The following is a 20,232-nucleotide window of genomic DNA, read 5'->3' as shown; positions in this document are numbered from 1 at the left end:
TGTGAATCGAATTGAAAAGATGCGCCGATTATACTCTCTCTTTACAGATAAATTTGTGATGAAGCGCAAATTTTCACAAATTTGTTACAAAAATTAATGATTGAATTAATGGATAGAAAAGCGATAGCATAGACGGACTAAGGAGAAATTATGCTATTTTCAAAATTAAAAAATGCGGTTAATCAGTGGCAAAGAAAATCCATTAATCATCAGCTCAAATCAAGTTTACAAAATCACGGAATGACGGTGCTTTCCGCCAACTGTGTCGGTGCCTTTATGCTGCACGATCTAAACGAGCCCTTTAATTCACCTTTTGTAAACCTTTATCTTAGCCCGAAAGACTTCATTCGTTATCTTCAAAATATCGAATTTTATCGACAACAGCGCCTTGAGTTTATCCCTTCGGAAAAAAATTACCCCATTGGCAAATTGGCGGATATTACTGTTCACTTTATGCATTATCACAGTGAACAAGAAGCCGGCGAAAAATGGCAGATTCGCACCGCACGAATGAATTTTGATAACTTATTTATTATTATGACGGATAAAGACGGTGCGCAAGGCATTGCTTATGAAGATCTTGTGGCATTTGATCGGCTTCCGTTCAAAAATAAAGTCGTTTTTACTCACAAGCCTTACCCGGAATTACAATCCGCCTTTTATATCAAAGGATTTGAAAATCAAAACCAAGTGGGCGATATTTTTACGTTCTCCGGTTGGAATGGCGCGAAATATTACGATCAATTTAATTATGTAAAATGGTTTAATCAAATTTAGTCATTGAAAACCGAATGCAACACCAAATGACCTCGATGGCGTTCAGGGTCTGCCCCCAGAAAAATTATTTCCTGTATTCATCAGCCAATATCTCTGCCATCGTGTAAAATATGCCCTAACCCAAAAGAAAGAGATACCCTATGCGATTAGATAAATTCATTGCCGAAAATACCGGTTTAACCCGCTCTCAAGCGACCAAAGCCATTCGCCAAAGTGCGGTCAAAATTAACGGTGAAATTGAAAAAAACAGCGCCCGTCAAATTTCACAAGATGACGAAATTTATTTTGAAGATCAACAACTCACTTGGTTCGAAAGCGGACAATATTTTATGCTCAATAAACCGCAAGGCTGTATTTGTTCAAATGATGACGGTGATTACCCCACCATTTACCAATTCTTTGACTATCCCCTGTCCGGCAAGCTCCACAGCGCAGGGCGTTTGGATGTCGATACCACAGGGCTTGTCTTATTAACCGATGACGGACAATGGTCTCACCGTATTACTTCGCCAAAACATCATTGTGAGAAAACCTATCTTGTTACCCTTGCCGATCCAGTGGAAGAACACTACGTACAAGCCTGTGCAGCAGGCATTTTATTACGGGGTGAAAAATCGCCCACTAGGCCTGCAAAACTTGAAATTTTAGATGATTACAATGTAAACCTCACGATTTCAGAAGGGCGTTATCACCAAGTAAAACGAATGTTTGCCGCTCTCGGCAATAAAGTGATCGGTTTACATCGTTGGAAAATCGGTGCGGTTGAATTGGATAACACCTTAGAAGAAGGCGGATACCGCCCCCTCACTCAAGCAGAAATTGACAGTTTGGTAAAATAATATGACACAAAATATAAAACCCACCTTTATTTTTATCGCAACACTCGGCATTTTATCTATGCTGCCGCCTTTCGGCGTGGATATGTATTTGCCATCATTTTTAGAAATCGCCAAAGATCTTAATATCAGCCCTGAGCAGGTACAATATACGCTCACCGCATTTGCTTATGGAATGGCATTCGGGCAATTATTTTGGGGGCCTTTTGGCGACAGCTTCGGACGCAAGCCAATCATCTTACTTGGTGTGATTATCGGTGCGATTACCGCTCTCATTCTGACGGAGATAAATTCTATCGGAAATTTCACCGCACTTCGTTTTATACAGGGCTTCTTCGGTGCTGCCCCCGTTGTACTTTCAGGTGCGCTGCTGAAAGATTTATTCAGTAAAAACGAACTTTCCAAGGTGATGTCCAGTATTACGCTCGTCTTTATGATTGCCCCTTTAATCGCACCGATTATCGGCGGCTATATTGTGAAATATTTTCACTGGCATGCGATTTTTTACGTAATCGCCATAATGGGCATACTCTCCGCTTTGCTTGTTTCAGTCATCATTCCGGAAACACACAAAAAGGAAAATCGTATTCCACTTCGCCTCAACATTATCGCACGTAATTTTATAAGTCTATGGAAACGAAAAGAAGTACTAGGCTATATGTTCGCCGCCTCCTTCGGTTTTGGCGGTTTATTTGCTTTCGTAACGGCAGGCTCTATTGTATACATTGGAATTTATGGCATTGCAGTAGATCAATTCGGTTATTTCTTTATGCTAAACATTGCAATTATGACTTTCGCCTCTTTCTTGAACGGACGCTTCGTGACGAAACTTGGTGCAGAAACGATGTTACGCATTGGTTTAACCATTCAATTTTTATCCGGAATATGGCTGATTTTGACCGCACTTTTCGATTTCGGTTTTTGGTCTATGGCACTTGGTGTCGCATTCTTTGTAGGGCAAAATCCGCTTATTTCTTCTAATGCAATGGCCTCCGTACTGGAAAAATTCCCGAATATGGCAGGTACAGCCAATTCTCTAATGGGGAGCGTACGCTTCGCAGTGGGGGCAATAATGGGCTCACTCGTTGCAATGATGAAAATGGATACTGCCGCGCCAATGTTACTTACTATGGGCGCTTGCGTGATCATTGCGGTGTTAGCCTATTATTTTCTGACTTGTCGAAACTTGAAAGAGTAAAAGTGCGGTCTTTTTTCTTACTTTTATGTAAAAAGAATGTAAATTTTTGAGAAAAAACAAAAAATCGCACTAATTCAACCTACTCATATATAGCCAAATATCGATTTATCTATATAATGAGCCGGTCCTAAGACATTGTCACTTATATCCTTTTTTTCAATATTTTATTGGAGCTTATTTTTATGAATCAAATTTTCAAGGTTATTTTTAGCCGTGTAACACTATCCTTTGTGGTGGTATCGGAGTTAAGTCGTTCAAAAGGGAAAACAAAATCCGTTAAAACGGCATTAGCAACCTCCGTAACGGTATTATCTTTAGGCTTAGCAAGCAATACGATAGCAGGACCAGGTACAGAACTAGGCGCCGGAGCAAATACAGCAATGGAAAACTCTGTTGCCCTCGGTAAGGGGGCTCAAGCACAGGGAGGAGAAAATCCCACAAATAAGAAGATTGGTTCTATTGCTATTGGTGCAAATGCTACAACAAATCAGATGGGGTCTATTGCGATCGGTTCAAATGCTACTGGTACGCTGGGTACAGCTTACACAACCATTGTAATTGGTTCTAATGGGGTTGTAAGCGGTGCTGGAGGTCTCGGTGTGGGAGATAGAGTTGTAGTTAATGCTACAAGAGGTGTTGCATTAGGCGAAGGGGCGTTTGCAACGCATGATGATTCTGTTGCTTTAGGTGCAAAATCAAAAACATCCGGTGGTAATCAAGTTTCAGTTGGTAGCGATTTAATAAAACGTACTATCGTTAATTTAGCAAACGGAGCGGTTAACTCAACGTCGAACCAAGCCATTACAGGAGCACAGCTTTATGTAACAAATGCCGCTGTATCAACCGCACAATCAACAGCTACCGCAGCTTCTACAGCCGCAAACAATGCACAGAGAACAGCAACGGCAGCCTCAACCGCAGCCGCTACAGCGCAAACAACTGCGAACGCCGCCTCAACTGCAGCAATTAATGCACAAAATACAGCAAATAATGCCTCCACTGTTGCTACCGCGGCACAAACTACCGCCAACTCGGCATCAAGCGCAGCAGCAACCGCTCAAACAACAGCAAATACGGCTTCAACGATAGCCAGTACGGCACTATCAACCGCTAATCAAGCCTCTACCGCAATTAGCAAAATTGATGTGGATAATCGCAACTACAAATTTACCATAGAAAATGGTGCGGCTTCAACAACATCGACTTCTGGGGATGCAAAATCTTGGAAATTAACCGAAGATAATTCAGTTGCGTTTGCGGCAACCTCAGAGCTTTCCGTCACAACAGACGGAAATGGCAAGATCATTTACGGTTTATCTAATGCAACCAAACAAACATTAACCGCTGCAAGCACCGCCGCATCAACCGTAACGGCGAAATTAAATGAAATCAACACAGCAGTAAACGAAGCAAAACAAGCAGCAAGCAATGCAGCAAGTTCTGCAACAGCTGCCGATAATTCAGCTCAATCGGCTGCAAATTCAGCAACGAAAGCAGAACAAGAAGCCAATAAAGCGGCAAATTCCGCTACCGAAGCGAACAACTCAGCAACAGCAGCAAGCACCTCTGCAAATGCCGCAAGCACGTCAGCAAGCAATGCGGCAAGTTCTGCAACCGCTGCAAGTAGTTCGGCAAGTGCAGCTGAAAGCTCTGCGACTAAAGCAAGTACATCAGCAAGCAGTGCTGCAAGCTCAGCAACAGCAGCAAGTACCTCAGCAAGCAATGCGGCAAGCTCCGCAACCGCTGCAAGTACCTCAGCAAGCAACGCGGCAAGTTCAGCGACAGCAGCAAGTACATCAGCAAGCAACGCAGCAAGTTCTGCAACTGCGGCTGATAGTTCTGCAAACAATGCCGCAAGTTCAGCAACCGCTGCAAGTAGCTCGGCAAGTGCAGCAGACAGTTCAGCGACTAAAGCAAGCACTTCAGCAAGCAGTGCTGAAAGCTCTGCAACTAAAGCAAGCACCTCAGCGAGTGCAGCTGATAGTTCTGCAAGTGCCGCAAGCACTTCAGCAACCAACGCAGCAAGCTCCGCAACCGCTGCAAGTACCTCAGCAAGCAATGCGGCAAGTTCTGCGACCGCTGCAAGCACATCGGCAAGCAACGCGGCAAGCTCTGCGACCGCAGCAAGTAGCTCGGCAAGCAATGCAGCAAGTTCGGCAACCGCTGCAAGCACATCTGCAAGCGGTGCTGCAAGCTCAGCAACAGCAGCAAGCACATCTGCAAGCAACGCAGCAAGTTCTGCAACCGCTGCAAGTAGTTCGGCAAGTGCAGCTGAAAGCTCTGCGACTAAAGCAAGTACATCAGCAAGCAGTGCTGAAAGCTCCGCAACGGCGGCAAGCAGCTCGGCAAGTGCTGCAGATAGCTCTGCAACTAAGGCAAGCACCTCAGCAAGCAATGCGGCAAGCTCCGCAACCGAAGCAAGTACCTCAGCAAGCAATGCGGCAAGCTCCGCAACCGAAGCAAGTACCTCAGCAAGCAATGCGGCAAGTTCTGCAACCGCTGCAAGTAGCTCGGCAAGTGCAGCAGACAGTTCAGCGACTAAAGCAAGCACTTCAGCAAGCAGTGCTGAAAGCTCTGCGACTAAAGCAAGTACCTCAGCAAGCAATGCAGCAAGTTCTGCGACCGCAGCAAGCACATCGGCAAGCAACGCAGCAAGTTCTGCAACCGCAGCAAGCACATCAGCAAGCGGTGCAGCAAGCTCAGCAACAGCGGCAAGTACCTCAGCAAGCAATGCAGCAAGTTCTGCAACCGCAGCAAGCACATCGGCGAGCGCAGCTAATAGCTCTGCAAGTGCTGCAGATAGCTCAGCAACTAAAGCAAGCACCTCAGCGAGCGCAGCTGATAGTTCTGCAAGTGCCGCAAGTACATCAGCAAGTAGTGCAGCAAGTTCTGCGACCGCAGCAAGTAGCTCTGCAAACAATGCGGCAAGCTCAGCAACAGCGGCAAGTACGTCAGCAAGCAATGCTGAAAGTTCTGCAACCGCTGCAAGTAGTTCTGCGACCGCAGCAAACACCTCTGCAAATAATGCTGCAAGCTCTGCGACCGAGGCAAGTACATCAGCAAGCGGTGCGGCAAGTTCAGCAACCGCAGCAAGTAGCTCTGCAAACAATGCGGCAAGTTCTGCAACTGCAGCTGATAGTTCAGCAACTAACGCTGCAAGTTCTGCAACAGCGGCTGATAGCTCTGCAACTAACGCTGCAAGTTCTGCAATGGCGGCTGATAGCTCTGCAAGCAACGCAGCTAGTTCTGCAACTGCAGCTGATAGTTCAGCAAACAATGCCGCAAGCTCAGCTACCGCAGCCGATAGCTCCGCAAGTAATGCAGCAAATTCCGCAAGTGCAGCAAGCACCTCTGCAAATAATGCGGCAAGCTCTGCGACCGAAGCTAGTACATCAGCAAGCGGTGCAGCTAGTTCTGCAACTGCAGCTGATAGCTCTGCAAACAATGCCGCAAGCTCAGCTACCGCAGCCGATAGCTCTGCAAACAATGCTGCAAGTTCTGCAACGGCGGCTGATAGTTCAGCAAACAATGCCGCAAGCTCAGCTACCGCAGCCGATAGTTCAGCAAATAACGCTGCAAGTTCTGCAACGGCGGCTGATAGCTCTGCAAACAATGCCGCAAGCTCCGCTACCGCAGCCGATAGCTCTGCAAACAATGCCGCAAGCTCCGCTACCGCAGCCGATAGCTCTGCAAACAATGCCGCAAGCTCCGCTACCGCAGCCGATAGCTCTGCAACTAACGCTGCAAGTTCTGCAACGGCAGCAAGTAGTTCTGCAAGTAGTGCTCAGGGTGCCCTTCAAAAAATTGAAAATTCAGGCTTGATCAGTAAAGACGGTAAAACATCGTTCTCAGCGAATAATGCGGATAATGATGCGAGTGCTAAAGCAGCAGGTAAAAACTCAACCGCTTTAGGTTACGGTGCTGAAGCAACGGCTGAAAATACAACTGCGATTGGTAATAAAGCGAAAGCGACCGCGAAGAATGCAACCGCATTGGGGCAAAATTCACAAGCTACCGCAGAAAACTCTGTCGCACTTGGTACAAATTCTGTTGCTAATGAAGCAAATACCGTATCGGTCGGTAGTGTTGACAACGAACGCCGTATAACCAACGTTGCCCATGGTGTGAAAGGCACTGATGCTGTGAATGTAAACCAGCTAAATGAAGTAAAACGTGATATCAGAAAAACGGATAAAAAACTTCGTGCGGGTATTGCGGGCGTCACTGCAATGGCAAATATTCCACAAGTTACTCAAGCCGGTGCGAACTTAGTCGGCGTTGGTGTAGGTAACTTTAAAGGTGAAAATGCAATCGCTGTCGGTTACTCCAAATTAACAGACAACAATAAAGTTATTTTCAAAGTAAGCGGTGCGGCAAATACACGTGGCGATTACAATGTCGGCGCAGGTATTGGCTATCAATGGAAATAATTGATTAATCAATAAAGTTATAAAATCACTTAGGTATAACGCCTAAGTGATTTTTTATATGAAAAACTAATATTGGAGAGAAAGGGAAATGCGTAAATATAAGATTGGAATTACTTTTAATTTAGAAGCAAAAATTACGGATATTTGGGCAAACGGAGCAAACCAAAATGTGATCCATCTTTTTACGCTTTTTAAACATTCTGAAATTGTAGAAGATGTTGTGCTTGTTTCTTGGGGACCCGAAAAACGCACCACTCCGCCAGAAAGCTTTATGCTTGATGATTTGGGGTTGAAATTTGCTTATATTGATGATGTGGTTGACGAGCTTGATTTATTGATTGAAGGAACATTAGTCATTGAACCCTCTCATCGCAAAAGAATGCACGCTCATAATGGTAAAATCGTCAATTATAAAATTGGTAATGATTTTGTGATGGATATGGAATATTTTCTTTTTGATAAGCCATCAGGGAGAACATTTAATGGTACTACATTTGATGCGGTTTGGATGATTCCACAACATGAAAATACTTGCCGTTCCTACTTCAGTATTATGTATCGTTGTGAGAGCTATGTTGTCCCTGCAATTTGGTCGCCTATTTTCTGTGATAAAGTCATTAAACGTATTAAGGAGCAACATAACTTAACTTTCGGCTATCAACCCACCCCTGAAGAGAAAGGAAAACGAGTTGCTTGCTTTGAAGCCAATATTAATGTGGTAAAAACCAGTTTTATCCCGATTTTAATCTGTGAACAAGCTTACCGCTTAGCACCGGAAAGGCTAAAACATTTTTATGCTTGTAATACTTATGATAAAAAAGACAACCCGACCTTTTTTAATTTTATTGGGCGTACGGATATTGTGCGGAATAATGTCATGACCGTTGAAGCTCGCTATCAAATGCCCGATTTTCTTTCTCGTTATGTCGATATCGTGTTGAGCCATCAATGGGAAAATGGGCTGAATTATGCTTATAACGATGCCTTATATGGTGGCTATCCTTTTATTCATAATTCTAAATTATTACCAAAAGGTGTCGGTTATTATTACGATCAATTTGATGCCTTTGAAGGGGCAAAAGTATTGTTAGATGTGATTGAAAACCACGATAAAAATCACGAAGCCTATGTGAAACGAGCGAATGAATATTTAGATTCGTTGTTACCAACAAATCCGGTCAATATTTATTTATACGAAAAAGAAATTAAACGATTATTTGAACAATAGATTTAGATTTCATTATAAGTCGCTCAGTTTTTTTGGGAAAAACCAAAGTGCGGTCAATTCTGACCGCACTTTTTGTTATTTCCAAGTTTGCTGTTCAAGCACACGTTTTCTTAATTCCGGATAATTTTCAATTTTAAACTCCGGCGTTTTGCCCGATTTTAATTGGCGTTGATAATCTTTCATTAATTTCCATACAATCGGGGAAAGTATGATAATCGCCACTAAATTGATAATCGCCATCACAGCCATCACCGTATCGGCAAAATTCCAAACCACATTGCCGGAACGTACCGCACCGAAATAGACGAAAAATAATACGACTAAGCGAAACACAAACACAAACCAAGGTTTATTTTTGATAAAACGGATATTGCTTTCGGCATAAGCATAGTTACCGATAATTGAAGAATAAGCGAAAAGCAATAGGATAAATGCAAGAAAATGTACGCCGAACTCCCCTACGTGGTATTGCAACGCATTTTGGGTGAGAGAAATGCTTTTCAGCTCTTCGCCGCCATAATTGTTCGATAATAAAATAACAATTGCCGTGCAACTACAGACTATCATGGTATCCACAAAAACGCCGAGCATCTGTACCAACCCTTGGCTAACGGGGTGTTTAACATGCGCTGCGGCGGCGGCATTTGGTGCGGATCCCATACCGGCTTCGTTTGAAAATAATCCCCGTTTAATCCCCATCATCATCGCTTGTGATATCATTGCACCGAAAAAGCCGCCGGCAGCCGCATCAAAAGTAAAGGCACTAGTGATGATATTGCGAATAACGTTCGGCACCATCTCGATATTCATGCCAAGAATAATCACCGCCATAATCAAATAAAATAATGCCATTATCGGCACAAGGCTACTGGAAATAATGGCGATACGCTTGATTCCGCCGAAAATAATCGCAGCCGTTAAGATGACTAATACAACGCCCACATATTCACCTTTCCAATTCCAAGCATTGCTTGTCGCCTCGACAATCGAGTTTGATTGCACGGAATTAAATGCAAAACCGAAAGTGAAAATTAAAGCGATGGCAAAGGCTGCCGCCATCGTACGAGATTTCAAACCTTGTACGATATAATATGCAGGCCCACCACGGAACGAACCGTCTTTATCCTGAATTTTGAATAACTGCGCAAGAGTAGATTCCGCAAAAGCGCTCGACATACCGATAAATGCAGTACACCACATCCAAAATACCGCGCCTTCACCGCCTAACGCAATAGCCGTTGCTACACCACCAATGTTGCCGACACCAACACGGCTGGCAAGCCCCGTTGCAAACGCTTGGAATGGAGTTAAAGAATTACCTTCCGCCGCACGTCCGAACCACATTTCACGAATACTTGCCGGGAAAAGACGTAATTGCACAAAACCGGTAGTAATCGTAAAAAAGAGACCTACACCCAGTAAAATAACAATGGTGAGATTCCATAACGGTCCATCAAAATGATCGACAATCCAAGTGAGCAATTGCTCTAAATAACCAATTAATTCCATCCGTTCCTCCCAAATAGTGAAAAAACAAGATTGTAGAGGAAGAAAAAAATGAAGGCGATATTTATCGGAAATGCTTGAAAATAAAAGACATTAGAAAAGATTTTCTCTAATAAAAAAGGCATATAACTAAATAAAATCTAAAAGGCGTGTAAAAAATTGACACGCCTTTAAAAGATTATTTAGCTAAAAATAAGGCGGCGGCACCGCGCACACCACCTGAATCACCATGTTTGGCTTTTTTAATCGGCGGTACTTTCGCCGTGCGCATTAAATGAGCCGGCAATGCCTTCGGTAAAGCTTCATACAGATAATCAAAATTGGATAAACCACCACCAAGCACGATCATATGCGGATCAAATGCGGTGATGATGTTACCGATAGAAATGGCGGTCAGTTCCACAAAAAGTTTCACAAAATCGACCGCACTTTCTTTCCCACGATAGAAAGCATCAATAATTTCACGGGCAGAAAGCGTTTCGCCTTTTAAATCCCGATATAGCATTTCAAAACCGCGGCCGGAAAGGTAAGTATCCAAACAGGCTTTATTGCCGCAACCACATTCATAAATCGGTGCGTTATCCCAGCCAAGCAATTTTAACGCATGGTAATTAAGCTGCAAATGACCTAACTCCCCCGCCATTCCCACTTGTCCGGAATGCACTTTGCCGTTTAATACGAAGCCACCGCCAAAGCCTGTTCCCAGAATTAACCCTAGCACCGTTGGATATTGCTGATTTTCTTCGTCCCAAGCTTCTGATAGCGCAAAGCAATTAGCGTCATTTTCAGCCCGCACTTCACGCCCTAAACGTTCTGAAAGATCACGTAAAATAGGCTTGTTATCCGCCACGCGAATATTAGTGATTTCCGCTAAACCGGTTTGTTGATTAACAAAGCCGGGAACCCCCATTCCCACCGAACCCGGTTCACCAAATCGTTCATCGGCACGTTTCACTAAATCGACTATTGTGTTTAGCCATTCGTCATAATCCGTTTTTGGAGTAGGTACTCGCTCGGAATACAGTTTTTCTAATTTTTCATTGAATACGGCAAGCTCAATTTTCGTACCGCCGATATCTAAACCATAATACATAATCAAACTCCTTGATAAAAAGTGCGGTTAAAATTTTCGGTATTATGCAGCAAATGCACAAAGCGAATTTTATATCAAATATTTATTAGGTAGGGTACCGTTAGCCGAGGCGTAACGCACCATTTCATCATTAAACAATTGTTAATTGGTGCGTTACGGCTTAGCCCAACACAGCCTACAATGATTTGTACAACTGATAGAGACATAATGGTGAAAATTTTAACCGCACTTAACCCTTTATTTTATGACGAAGATCGTTTTTTCTGTAAAAAACCGAAAATAATCATACTGATTACCCACGCCGAAAGGATCGACACCAAAAGATCAATGGGGTAATGCATTCCCAAACGAACACGGCTAACGAGCATCAATAGGCTCCATACTGCCATTGCCCCCATCAATAATTTCGCCTTCCACGAACGGTTTCCCAATAATTGTGTAAAACCTGCCGCCAGCATCAACCAAGTCGCCGCAAAAATAGCATGACCGGATGGAAAGGAATAACCCGTTTCATTTTCATAATGTTTTACAAGCCAAGCCGGTGTGTCGGTTTGGGTGCTATAAAAGTCTCTTGCGATCAGCGCACGTTGTGAACGATCATTTTTATAGAAATTTTCTGCATTTGTGTGTGTTTGCTCCGCTAAATAGACGGTGAATGGGCGAGGTTCTTTAAACACTGCTTTCAAACCGGTTTTCAACGCTTGGGTAGCAACCACTGCAAAAGCCATCACCATCACGCCTAAGAACCATTGTTTGCGGTTTTTAAATAAAAACCCCAAAATTAAGGCAAACACCGCACAGGTAATCAATGCATAAGGGACACTACCGGTTTCGGTGAGCAAATAAAGCCAGTAATCGGCTTCGATTAATTGGCTATTACCATTCCATTGATAAGAAAACCCCCACATAAAAAATGGTACAAGACAAAGTAATAACGTATATAATGACAGCCTTTTAAACACATTCGCTCCTTGATAATAAGAATGAAGTGCGCATTTTAGCAGAAATGAAATGAATGAGGATAACTTTATGGCAAAAATCCAGTTGGTTGCCCAAGCCGATTTACCCACTGAATACGGTATTTTTAAAATGGTCGGTTTTGAATTTCCCGATACCAAAAAAGAACACGTGGCATTAGTGATGGGCGATATTTCAAACGATGACGAACCGGTTTTGTCACGTATTCACTCCGAATGTTTAACCGGTGATGCGCTCCACAGTTTAAAATGCGATTGCGGATTTCAGCTTGCTACGGCACTTCATCAAATTAAAGAAGAAGGTCGCGGTGTATTAATTTATCACCGTGAAGAAGGGCGTGGCATAGGGTTAATTAATAAAATTCGTGCCTATTCCCTACAAGATAAGGGAATGGATACCATTGAAGCGAATCTCGCCCTAGGCTTTAAAGCCGATGAACGAAATTTTGAAGTCTGTGCGGATATGTTTGAATTATTAGGTGTGAAAAAAGTGCGCTTAATGACCAATAATCCGGAAAAAGTGGAAACGATGAAAAAAGCGGGAATTAATGTGGTGGAACGCGTTCCCCTCAATGTCGGCGAAAACCGTTATAACACCAAATATTTGGATACCAAAGCCAAAAAAATGGGGCATTACATTGTTCATAATAATGAAGAACATTTAATGAATTGTCCCCATTGTCAGGAAGAAGTGATTCGAGGTAAGTAAAAACATTCAAAAAAATAACCGCACTTTTGTGCGGTTATTCATTTCAACTTAATTATTTTTTACCTAATTGCGGTAACACAGAATCCTTACCAACCAAAAGCAACCCGGTTTCAGCATAAATGCCTAATTTGCCGCGCGTATCTGCGACATCCAAGTTACGCATAGTTAATTGACCGATACGATCAATCGGATCAAACGGCGCATCTTCTACTTTTTCCATACTCAAGCGTTCTGCTTCATAGGTTAAGTTCGGCGACTCGGTATTTAAGATTGTAAAATCGTTACCGCGGCGTAATTCTAAGGTTACCGTGCCGGTAATCGCTTTTGCGACCCAACGTTGTGCCGTTTCACGCAACATTAAAGCTTGCGGATCAAACCAACGGCCTTGATACAATAAACGCCCCAAGCGTAAACCGTTAATGCGGTATTGCTCGATCGTATCTTCATTATGAATACCGGTTAATAGACGTTCATAAGCGATATGTAGCAATGCCATTCCCGGCGCTTCGTAAATACCGCGGGATTTTGCTTCAATAATGCGGTTCTCAATTTGATCCGACATACCTAAACCGTGGCGACCACCGATACGATTTGCTTCAAGCATCATTTCTACGGCATCATCAAAACGTTTACCATTGAATGCGACCGGTACACCTTCTTCAAAAGTAACCGTAACGGTTTCAGGTTTAATTTCTACACTTTCATCCCAGAATGCGACACCCATAATCGGTTTCACAATCTTCATACCGGTACTTAATTCTTCTAAATCTTTAGCTTCGTGGGTTGCACCAAGCATATTTGAATCCGTTGAATAGGCTTTTTCTACCGACATTTTATAGTCGAAACCATTTTCAATAAGGAATCGGGACATTTCAAAACGGCCACCCAATTCGTGAATAAATTGATCATCTAACCAAGGTTTGTAGATTTTTAATTTCGGATTGGTTAATAGGCCGTAGCGATAGAAACGTTCAATATCATTCCCTTTAAAGGTAGAACCATCACCCCAGATATTGACATCATCTTCTTTCATTGCCGCCACCAGCATTGTACCCGTTACTGCACGACCAAGCGGCGTTGTATTGAAATAAGGGATACCGCCTGTAGAGATATGAAATGCACCGCATTGAATCGCCGCAATCCCCTCGTGAACCAATTGCGCACGACAATCAATTAAACGCGCATTTTCCGCACCGTAAGCCATCGCTTTTTTCGGAATAGCATTGTAATCATCTTCGTCCGGTTGCCCTAAATTCGCGGTATAGGCATAAGGCACCGCACCTTTTTGACGCATCCAAAGTAATGCCGCACTAGTATCTAAACCGCCGGAGAAAGCAATCCCCACTTTTTGACCTTTAGGTAAACCTTGTAAAATAGTATTTGACATATTTTTTCCTTACTGACTGTGAATTTGAATATTTAATCACTTTATATGAATAAAAACTCGGAAAAATATAACCGCACTTTTTGTATTTGTCTAGTGATTTCCGTATTATGCTCACAATTTTTATTCATCATTACTTTCTCTTTCACTCGTAAAAATCCCTGCCTTTTTCGCAGGGATTTTATCGCTTATCGAGTTAAAAGATCTAAGGCTTCTTGATATTTAGCCACGTTTTTTTCAATCACATCCGCCGGTACTTTCGGAGCCGGTGGTTGTTTGTTCCAACCGCTGGTTTCTAACCAATCGCGTACAAACTGCTTATCAAAAGACGGGGGGTTAATTCCCTCTTTATAAGTATCAATCGCCCAAAAACGGCTTGAATCCGGCGTAAGCACTTCGTCCATTAAGGTTAACGTACCCTTTTCATCTAAACCGAATTCAAATTTGGTATCACAAATAATGATGCCTTTGGTTAAAGCATATTCCGCCGCCGCCGTATAAAGCGCAATGGCTTTTTCTTTCACTTGAGCCGCTAAATCCGCACCGATTAATTTTTCACATTCCGCATAACTAATGTTGATGTCGTGATTACCCACTTCTTCTTTACTGGATGGGGTAAAAATCGGTTCCGGTAATTTACTCGCTTCAACTAAACCTTCGGGTAATTTCAAACCGCAGATTGTACCGGTTTGTTGATAATCTTTTAAACCGCTGCCCGTTAAATAACCACGCACAATAGATTCGATTTTTATCGGATTTAATCGTTTACACACTACCGCCCGATTTTTTACTAAATCCGCCTCTTCTTCTGGCAGCACATCATAAACGGAATCGCCGGTGAAATGATTCGGCATAATATGTGCCAATTTATTAAACCAAAAATTAGAAATTTGCGTGAGAATTTCACCTTTTCGAGGAATAGGTTCATCTAAAATCACATCAAACGCAGATAGGCGATCTGTCGCCACCATCAACATACGCTTATCATCAATTTCATAAAGATCCCGTACTTTTCCTGAATAAATTTTTTTAAGACTCAATGTCGGATTATTTTGTGTCATTGGTTTGCACCTTTTTATCGCAATAAAAAATCGTTGCGTATTGTACCGCACTTTTGGGGCAAACGTTTGCTATTTTTGTAAAAACAACGAAATTTGTTGTTTTTCCCAATTTGATTTGAGCAAAATCTCAAAATCAGCGAAAATAGCCCGCATTTTTAATTGAACGAAGAAAAAATCATGAGTTATCCTTTAGAAGAAGTAAACAAACGCCGCACTTTTGCGATTATTTCCCACCCGGATGCGGGTAAAACAACCATTACCGAAAAAGTGCTTTTATATGGAAATGCGATCCAAACGGCGGGAGCAGTAAAAGGCAAAGGTTCTACCGCCCATGCAAAATCCGACTGGATGGAAATGGAAAAACAACGTGGAATTTCCATTACCACATCCGTAATGCAATTCCCTTACAACAATTGCTTAGTGAACTTACTGGATACTCCGGGGCACGAAGATTTCTCGGAAGATACCTACCGCACTTTAACCGCAGTAGATAGTTGTTTGATGGTTATTGATTCCGCAAAAGGGGTCGAGGAACGCACCATTAAATTAATGGAAGTTACCCGTTTGCGTGATACACCGATTATCACTTTTATGAACAAACTCGACCGGGATATTCGCGATCCGATGGAATTATTGGATGAAGTGGAAAACGTATTACAAATCCGTTGTGCCCCCATCACTTGGCCAATCGGCTGCGGCAAATTATTCAAAGGTGTGTATCACATCAGCAAAGATGAAACCTATCTCTATCAATCAGGACAAGGCTCAACCATTCAGGAAGTACGTATCGTTAAAGGCTTGGATAATCCTGAATTAGATGCGGCAGTGGGTGATGATTTAGCCCAACAGCTCCGTGATGAATTGGAGTTGGTGCAAGGCGCAAGCAATGAATTTGAACACGATGCTTTCATTAAAGGCGAACTCACCCCCGTATTCTTCGGAACCGCATTGGGTAACTTCGGTGTCGATCATTTCCTTGACGGATTAACGGAGTGGGCACCTAAACCGCAACCTCGCCAAGCCGATACCCGCACGGTAGAAAGCTCGGAAGAAAAATTCTCTGGTTTCGTATTTAAGATCCAAGCAAATATGGATCCGAAACACCGAGACCGTGTTGCTTTTATGCGGGTAGTATCCGGTAAATATGAAAAAGGAATGAAGCTTAAACACGTTCGTGTCGGTAAAGATATCGTCATCTCTGATGCGTTAACTTTTATGGCGGGCGATCGTTCACACGCAGAAGAGGCCTATGCCGGCGATATTATCGGTTTACACAATCACGGTACAATCCAAATCGGCGATACCTTCACCCAAGGTGAAATGTTGAAATTCACAGGAATCCCGAACTTTGCACCGGAATTATTCCGCCGTATTCGTTTGAAAGACCCGCTTAAACAAAAACAATTGCTAAAAGGGTTGGTACAACTTTCAGAAGAAGGTGCGGTACAGGTGTTCAGACCGTTAATAAATAATGATTTAATTGTAGGTGCTGTGGGTGTGCTACAGTTTGACGTTGTCGTTTCCCGCCTAAAAACGGAATATAACGTAGAAGCGATTTACGAAAATGTCAATGTCGCCACGGCTCGTTGGGTAGAGTGCAGCGATGTGAAAAAATTTGAAGAATTTAAACGTAAGAACGAACAGAATTTAGCCTTAGACGGTGGTGATAACTTAACCTATATCGCTCCAACAATGGTTAATTTAAACTTAGCGCAAGAGCGTTACCCTGATATAGTATTCTTCAAAACAAGAGAACATTAACTTAAGAATAAAAGTGATCTGCTCCCTAAAATCTGGACAGATAATTTAACTTAAATATTGAGTCCTGTAATCCACAGGGCTCAAATTTTTTAAACCTAATTTAATCCGTTCCTCATTGTAATAACGAATATACTCATTCACGGCTTGAGCGATATCATCGGCATTGTCAAAATCTTTACCATAGATACATTCGGTTTTCATTCGACCGAAAAAGCGCTCCATCTTGGCGTTATCAAGACAATTCCCCTTTCTCGATATACTTTGCACAATGCCGTTTTCTTGTAGTATCCGTTGATACGCCCGCATTTGGTATTGCCAACCTTGGTCCGAATGCAGTATCGGTTCGGCATTTTCCGGCAACTTTTCAATCGCTTGTCGTAACATTGTCTCCACTTGTTTCCAATTCGGACTTCGAATGATGGCGACACTGATTATCTCTGAGTTGAAACAGTCTAATATCGGTGAAACATAACACTTACTGCCGTCTTTGGCTTTGATTTCCGTGATGTCGGTAAGCCATTTTTCGTTCGGTCGGGATCAAGATAAAAATTGATGACTTGTTGTTTGAATGCTTGATTGTATTTGGTCATAAAAATCTGCCCCTGACTGAGTTGGCTTATTGAGTCCAACTTTTTGGGGTCAGATCAAAAATTCTCTTTGTGAAAGTGATACATAGTACCGCAAAAACGATTTATAAGAAAATAAGATGGCTGGGGTACTAGGATTCGAACCTAGGGATGCCGAGATCAAAACCCGGTGCCTTACCGCTTGGCGATACCCCAACAAGAATTCTTCTATAAGAATGTGAGAAAAGTTTTAGGATAGTATGGCTGGGGTACTAGGATTCGAACCTAGGGATGCCGAGATCAAAACCCGGTGCCTTACCGCTTGGCGATACCCCAACAACTATTTTGAATTACAAAGCGATAAATGGTGCGGGACGAGGGACTTGAACCCACACACCTCTCGGCGCCAGAACCTAAATCTGGTGCGTCTACCAATTTCGCCAGTCCCGCAAATGGTGGCTACAGCGAGATTCGAACTTGCGACCCCAACATTATGAGTGTTGTGCTCTAACCAACTGAGCTATGTAGCCATTTATTGCTAACCATATCGGCTTTGCGGGGCGTATTATGCGGATTTGACTTTATCTCGTCAATCATTTTTTTCAAAAAATCTAAATTTCAGGTTTATTTGCTTATAAAAAAAACGCTTTTGTTATTTTTTATGCATTTCCGTTACAGAAATCATTCCGACAAAGTAATGCCAATGGAAGCTGTTAAATGCATTGGGAATATACCAATTCGAAATCGTACCATCTAAATAGAGTGCATTATAACAACCGATTTTTTGCAACCCTCGACTCAAAGTATAGAGATTCGGCTGACCTTGTACGGTCAAAATAAAAAATAATTGATTTTGCTTATCCAAACACACGGCATTGCGTTTATGATAGCTTTCTAAAGTCGGTTTAAATTGATGATTAATTTTTCCATTAATCAATAACATCGGGCCGGATTGCACTGCAAATGTCGGCTTTAAGTTTTTCTGTTGATAGACTTTGGTCGTAAGAATATAAGGTTGTTTTCCAACCAAAGCAAACACGCCGTTCGGCTGAACGTGAAAATTACCACTCCCCCGCCGCGTATTTAACGGGTTTAAGATTTTACTATTTTCAATCCATAATCCCGCCGGCTCATTCTTTTTACTATAAATACCGGCATTCATAATCATCTTTACTTGATAATCCTTTTCCAACGCACGCTTTAAATTTGTCAGCGAACGATAGGCTTTCCCCTCACTATCCCGCCAGTGAAAACGCACTTCTTCCGGTTTTGCGTGAAAAACCCCATAAGTAACATTATCATCGGTAAAGGTTCGATATTCCGCCGATACGAGGAAAGGGAGAACGCCACAAAGTGCGGTTAAAAATTTAGGTGTTTTTATCATCAAAAGAAGAGGGGAAATTTAGCGTACTAGAAAATAAATGCAATCCTTCCGCATTACCGGCTTTCATCATTGATTGCATTGTTTGCGTTGGGGTATGAATCAATTTATTCATTAATTTATAGCTTAGTTCTTGCAAGACGACCTCTGCATTCCCCCCCTGTTGTAAATGCTGTAATGCTTTTTCTAACAAATCTTGGCGTGTATGTTCGGCATTTTCACGATAATGTCTAATCAAATTGGAAAACTGGCGTACCTTCAACCACTCAAAGAAATCCGCACATTCCTGAGCAATGATTTTCTCAGCCTGTATAGAAGCCTCTTCCCGTTGGCTTAAATTCCGCCGGATAATATCTTGTAAGTCGTCCACCGTGTAATGATAAACGCTATCCAGTTTCGCCACTGTTTCATCAATATCACGCGGAACAGCGATATCGACCAACAACATCGGCGCATAATGGCGTTTTTTCTGTGCCGTTTTCACCATTTCTTGACCAATCAACACATTCGGGCTGCCTGTTGAACTGATAACAATATCCGCTTGATTCAATGCCTCTTGCAAAGTATCTAAGGAAAACACATCAATAGGCGTATCCGATGCAAGTTTTTCTACCAATTGTTCGGCTCTTGCCAAAGTGCGGTTGGAAATCATCAATTTTTTTACGCCATGACGCAATAAATGGCGGCTGACCAACTCAATGGTTTCTCCCGCTCCCACTAACAAGATATTTAAATCACGTAATGATTCAAAAATTTGACGGGCTAAGCTACAAGCGGCATACGCAACAGATACCGCACTTTCGCCGATATTGGTTTCGGTACGTACCCGTTTTGCTGTCGAAAAGGTTTTTTGGAACAATCGGGAAAGTTCACCGGAAAGGGATAAATGCGCATTTTGATAATGCTCTTCCGTAATCTGAAAAGCCTGTTTTACTTGCCCGAGAATTTGAGGTTCTCCCAAGATCAATGAATCTAAACCGCATGCCACCCGCATTAAATGCTGTGCGGCTTGCTGATTTTGATGCGCATAAATACAGGGAGCAAGCTCCGTCAAAGGAAGCTGATGAATCTCGGCAAACCATTTTTCCACCCTTTCCCGCCATTTATCACATTCTTGAGGGGAAATCTGACGATGATGTAAATACACTTCCGTACGATTACAGGTTGAAAGAATGACCGCTCCTTCCGCAAGGTTTTGCACTTGAATTTGTTGCAAAGCGAGATTTCGCTTTTCATCTGAAAAAGCGACCTTTTCACGAACGGCAACAGAAGCGGTTTTATGATTAATACCAAGAACAAGAAGGGTCATAAATAGGTTCAAAAAT

The 20,232-nt window shown here is 42.6% G+C and carries 16 protein-coding genes, 4 tRNA genes and 1 pseudogene; 7 read left to right on the top strand and 14 right to left on the bottom strand.

Features of this window, described 5'->3' with window-relative positions:
* Nucleotides 1-150: 150 nt before the first annotated feature.
* The 3 genes from IHV77_RS09480 to IHV77_RS09470 all read left to right on the top strand — a co-directional run bounded on the left by IHV77_RS09480 (nt 151) and on the right by IHV77_RS09470 (nt 2,811).
* The gene (locus IHV77_RS09480) at nt 151-777 is read left to right on the top strand and encodes a DUF1919 domain-containing protein (RefSeq protein ID WP_408635266.1); all 627 of its coding nucleotides are present in this window, start codon (nt 151-153) and stop codon (nt 775-777) included.
* 140 nt (nt 778-917) lie between these two features.
* On the top strand, nt 918-1,616 hold the full coding sequence (rsuA, locus tag IHV77_RS09475; protein WP_194811717.1) for a 16S rRNA pseudouridine(516) synthase RsuA: 699 nt from the start codon (nt 918-920) through the stop codon (nt 1,614-1,616).
* 1 nt (nt 1,617) lies between these two features.
* Nucleotides 1,618-2,811, top strand: a complete 1,194-nt coding sequence (locus IHV77_RS09470; protein ID WP_194811716.1) for a Bcr/CflA family multidrug efflux MFS transporter — start codon at nt 1,618-1,620, stop codon at nt 2,809-2,811.
* An 817-nt stretch (nt 2,812-3,628) separates the two neighbouring features.
* Here the strand turns inward: IHV77_RS09470 and IHV77_RS09460 are convergent.
* Nucleotides 3,629-3,811, bottom strand: a complete 183-nt coding sequence (locus tag IHV77_RS09460; RefSeq protein WP_194811715.1) for a hypothetical protein — start codon at nt 3,809-3,811, stop codon at nt 3,629-3,631.
* A gap of 465 nt (nt 3,812-4,276) precedes the next feature.
* Nucleotides 4,277-6,508 (bottom strand): coiled-coil domain-containing protein, encoded by a 2,232-nt coding sequence (locus IHV77_RS09455; protein ID WP_194811714.1) that lies wholly within the window; start codon nt 6,506-6,508, stop codon nt 4,277-4,279.
* Nucleotides 6,509-6,629: 121 nt separating this feature from the next.
* On the opposite strand from IHV77_RS09455, the gene IHV77_RS09450 reads away from it, so the two are divergent.
* Together IHV77_RS09450 and IHV77_RS09445 are read left to right on the top strand one after the other, a co-directional pair.
* Complete coding sequence (locus IHV77_RS09450) at nt 6,630-7,241, top strand: YadA family autotransporter adhesin (RefSeq protein WP_194813301.1); 612 nt, start codon at nt 6,630-6,632, stop codon at nt 7,239-7,241.
* Nucleotides 7,242-7,329: 88 nt separating this feature from the next.
* Nucleotides 7,330-8,469: a DUF2827 family protein gene (locus IHV77_RS09445; protein ID WP_194811713.1), complete on the top strand. Its 1,140-nt coding sequence runs from the start codon at nt 7,330-7,332 to the stop codon at nt 8,467-8,469.
* 75 nt (nt 8,470-8,544) lie between these two features.
* Here the strand turns inward: IHV77_RS09445 and IHV77_RS09440 are convergent, their stop codons facing one another.
* The 3 genes from IHV77_RS09440 to IHV77_RS09430 form a co-directional block, all read right to left on the bottom strand.
* Nucleotides 8,545-9,978, bottom strand: a complete 1,434-nt coding sequence (locus IHV77_RS09440) for an alanine/glycine:cation symporter family protein (protein WP_194811712.1) — start codon at nt 9,976-9,978, stop codon at nt 8,545-8,547.
* Nucleotides 9,979-10,153: 175 nt separating this feature from the next.
* Nucleotides 10,154-11,068 (bottom strand): N-acetylglucosamine kinase, encoded by a 915-nt coding sequence (nagK, locus tag IHV77_RS09435; RefSeq protein ID WP_194811711.1) that lies wholly within the window; start codon nt 11,066-11,068, stop codon nt 10,154-10,156.
* A 242-nt stretch (nt 11,069-11,310) separates the two neighbouring features.
* Nucleotides 11,311-11,976 carry a phosphatase PAP2 family protein gene (locus IHV77_RS09430; protein WP_194811710.1) on the bottom strand — a complete coding sequence of 222 codons (666 nt, stop codon included), beginning with the start codon at nt 11,974-11,976 and terminating at the stop codon, nt 11,311-11,313.
* A gap of 121 nt (nt 11,977-12,097) precedes the next feature.
* Here IHV77_RS09430 and ribA point away from each other — a divergent pair, with 121 nt between their 5' ends.
* A complete protein-coding gene (gene ribA, locus IHV77_RS09425) occupies nt 12,098-12,754 on the top strand; it encodes a GTP cyclohydrolase II (RefSeq protein WP_194811709.1) in 657 nt (218 codons plus the stop codon).
* 52 nt (nt 12,755-12,806) lie between these two features.
* Here the strand turns inward: ribA and argG are convergent, their stop codons facing one another.
* Together argG and IHV77_RS09415 are read right to left on the bottom strand one after the other, a co-directional pair.
* A complete protein-coding gene (gene argG / locus IHV77_RS09420; protein WP_194811708.1) occupies nt 12,807-14,141 on the bottom strand; it encodes an argininosuccinate synthase in 1,335 nt (444 codons plus the stop codon).
* 185 nt (nt 14,142-14,326) lie between these two features.
* Nucleotides 14,327-15,199 (bottom strand): phosphoribosylaminoimidazolesuccinocarboxamide synthase, encoded by an 873-nt coding sequence (locus IHV77_RS09415; RefSeq protein ID WP_194811707.1) that lies wholly within the window; start codon nt 15,197-15,199, stop codon nt 14,327-14,329.
* A gap of 177 nt (nt 15,200-15,376) precedes the next feature.
* Between IHV77_RS09415 and prfC the strand changes: the two genes are divergently transcribed.
* Complete coding sequence (prfC, locus tag IHV77_RS09410; protein WP_194811706.1) at nt 15,377-16,960, top strand: peptide chain release factor 3; 1,584 nt, start codon at nt 15,377-15,379, stop codon at nt 16,958-16,960.
* 45 nt (nt 16,961-17,005) lie between these two features.
* Here prfC and IHV77_RS09405 read toward each other — a convergent pair.
* The 7 genes and pseudogenes from IHV77_RS09405 to hemA all read right to left on the bottom strand — a co-directional run.
* Nucleotides 17,006-17,497 (bottom strand): annotated as a pseudogene (locus IHV77_RS09405) (IS3 family transposase); the annotation flags it as partial.
* Nucleotides 17,498-17,667: 170 nt separating this feature from the next.
* Nucleotides 17,668-17,742: transfer RNA gene (locus IHV77_RS09400), tRNA-Gln, on the bottom strand.
* Nucleotides 17,743-17,787: 45 nt separating this feature from the next.
* Nucleotides 17,788-17,862, bottom strand: a tRNA-Gln gene (locus tag IHV77_RS09395).
* A 29-nt stretch (nt 17,863-17,891) separates the two neighbouring features.
* Nucleotides 17,892-17,976 (bottom strand) — tRNA-Leu (locus IHV77_RS09390).
* 3 nt (nt 17,977-17,979) lie between these two features.
* Nucleotides 17,980-18,056 (bottom strand) — tRNA-Met (locus IHV77_RS09385).
* A 122-nt stretch (nt 18,057-18,178) separates the two neighbouring features.
* On the bottom strand, nt 18,179-18,910 hold the full coding sequence (locus tag IHV77_RS09380) for a phosphodiester glycosidase family protein (protein ID WP_194811705.1): 732 nt from the start codon (nt 18,908-18,910) through the stop codon (nt 18,179-18,181).
* Entirely contained in the window at nt 18,894-20,216 is a 1,323-nt protein-coding gene (gene hemA, locus IHV77_RS09375; RefSeq protein WP_194811704.1) for a glutamyl-tRNA reductase, read from the bottom strand. Before hemA ends, IHV77_RS09380 begins: the two co-directional genes overlap by 17 nt.
* Between the last annotated feature and the right edge of the window lie 16 nt (nt 20,217-20,232).

It is taken from the genome of Rodentibacter haemolyticus (assembly GCF_015356115.1).
In the GTDB taxonomy this organism is placed as follows: domain Bacteria; phylum Pseudomonadota; class Gammaproteobacteria; order Enterobacterales; family Pasteurellaceae; genus Rodentibacter; species Rodentibacter haemolyticus.
Note: the sequence above shows the minus strand (reverse complement) of the source record. Positions and strands in the feature narration are given on the sequence as shown.

Coding starts and splice junctions, on each gene's coding strand:
- IHV77_RS09480 (WP_408635266.1), top strand. CDS start 151: ATGCTATTTTCAAAATTAAAAAATGCGGTTAATCAGTGGCAAAGAAAA.
- rsuA (WP_194811717.1), top strand. CDS start 918: ATGCGATTAGATAAATTCATTGCCGAAAATACCGGTTTAACCCGCTCT.
- IHV77_RS09470 (WP_194811716.1), top strand. CDS start 1,618: ATGACACAAAATATAAAACCCACCTTTATTTTTATCGCAACACTCGGC.
- IHV77_RS09445 (WP_194811713.1), top strand. CDS start 7,330: ATGCGTAAATATAAGATTGGAATTACTTTTAATTTAGAAGCAAAAATT.
- IHV77_RS09440 (WP_194811712.1), bottom strand. CDS start 9,978: ATGGAATTAATTGGTTATTTAGAGCAATTGCTCACTTGGATTGTCGAT.
- nagK (WP_194811711.1), bottom strand. CDS start 11,068: ATGTATTATGGTTTAGATATCGGCGGTACGAAAATTGAGCTTGCCGTA.
- IHV77_RS09430 (WP_194811710.1), bottom strand. CDS start 11,976: ATGTGGGGGTTTTCTTATCAATGGAATGGTAATAGCCAATTAATCGAA.
- ribA (WP_194811709.1), top strand. CDS start 12,098: ATGGCAAAAATCCAGTTGGTTGCCCAAGCCGATTTACCCACTGAATAC.
- argG (WP_194811708.1), bottom strand. CDS start 14,141: ATGTCAAATACTATTTTACAAGGTTTACCTAAAGGTCAAAAAGTGGGG.
- IHV77_RS09415 (WP_194811707.1), bottom strand. CDS start 15,199: ATGACACAAAATAATCCGACATTGAGTCTTAAAAAAATTTATTCAGGA.
- prfC (WP_194811706.1), top strand. CDS start 15,377: ATGAGTTATCCTTTAGAAGAAGTAAACAAACGCCGCACTTTTGCGATT.
- IHV77_RS09380 (WP_194811705.1), bottom strand. CDS start 18,910: ATGATAAAAACACCTAAATTTTTAACCGCACTTTGTGGCGTTCTCCCT.
- hemA (WP_194811704.1), bottom strand. CDS start 20,216: ATGACCCTTCTTGTTCTTGGTATTAATCATAAAACCGCTTCTGTTGCC.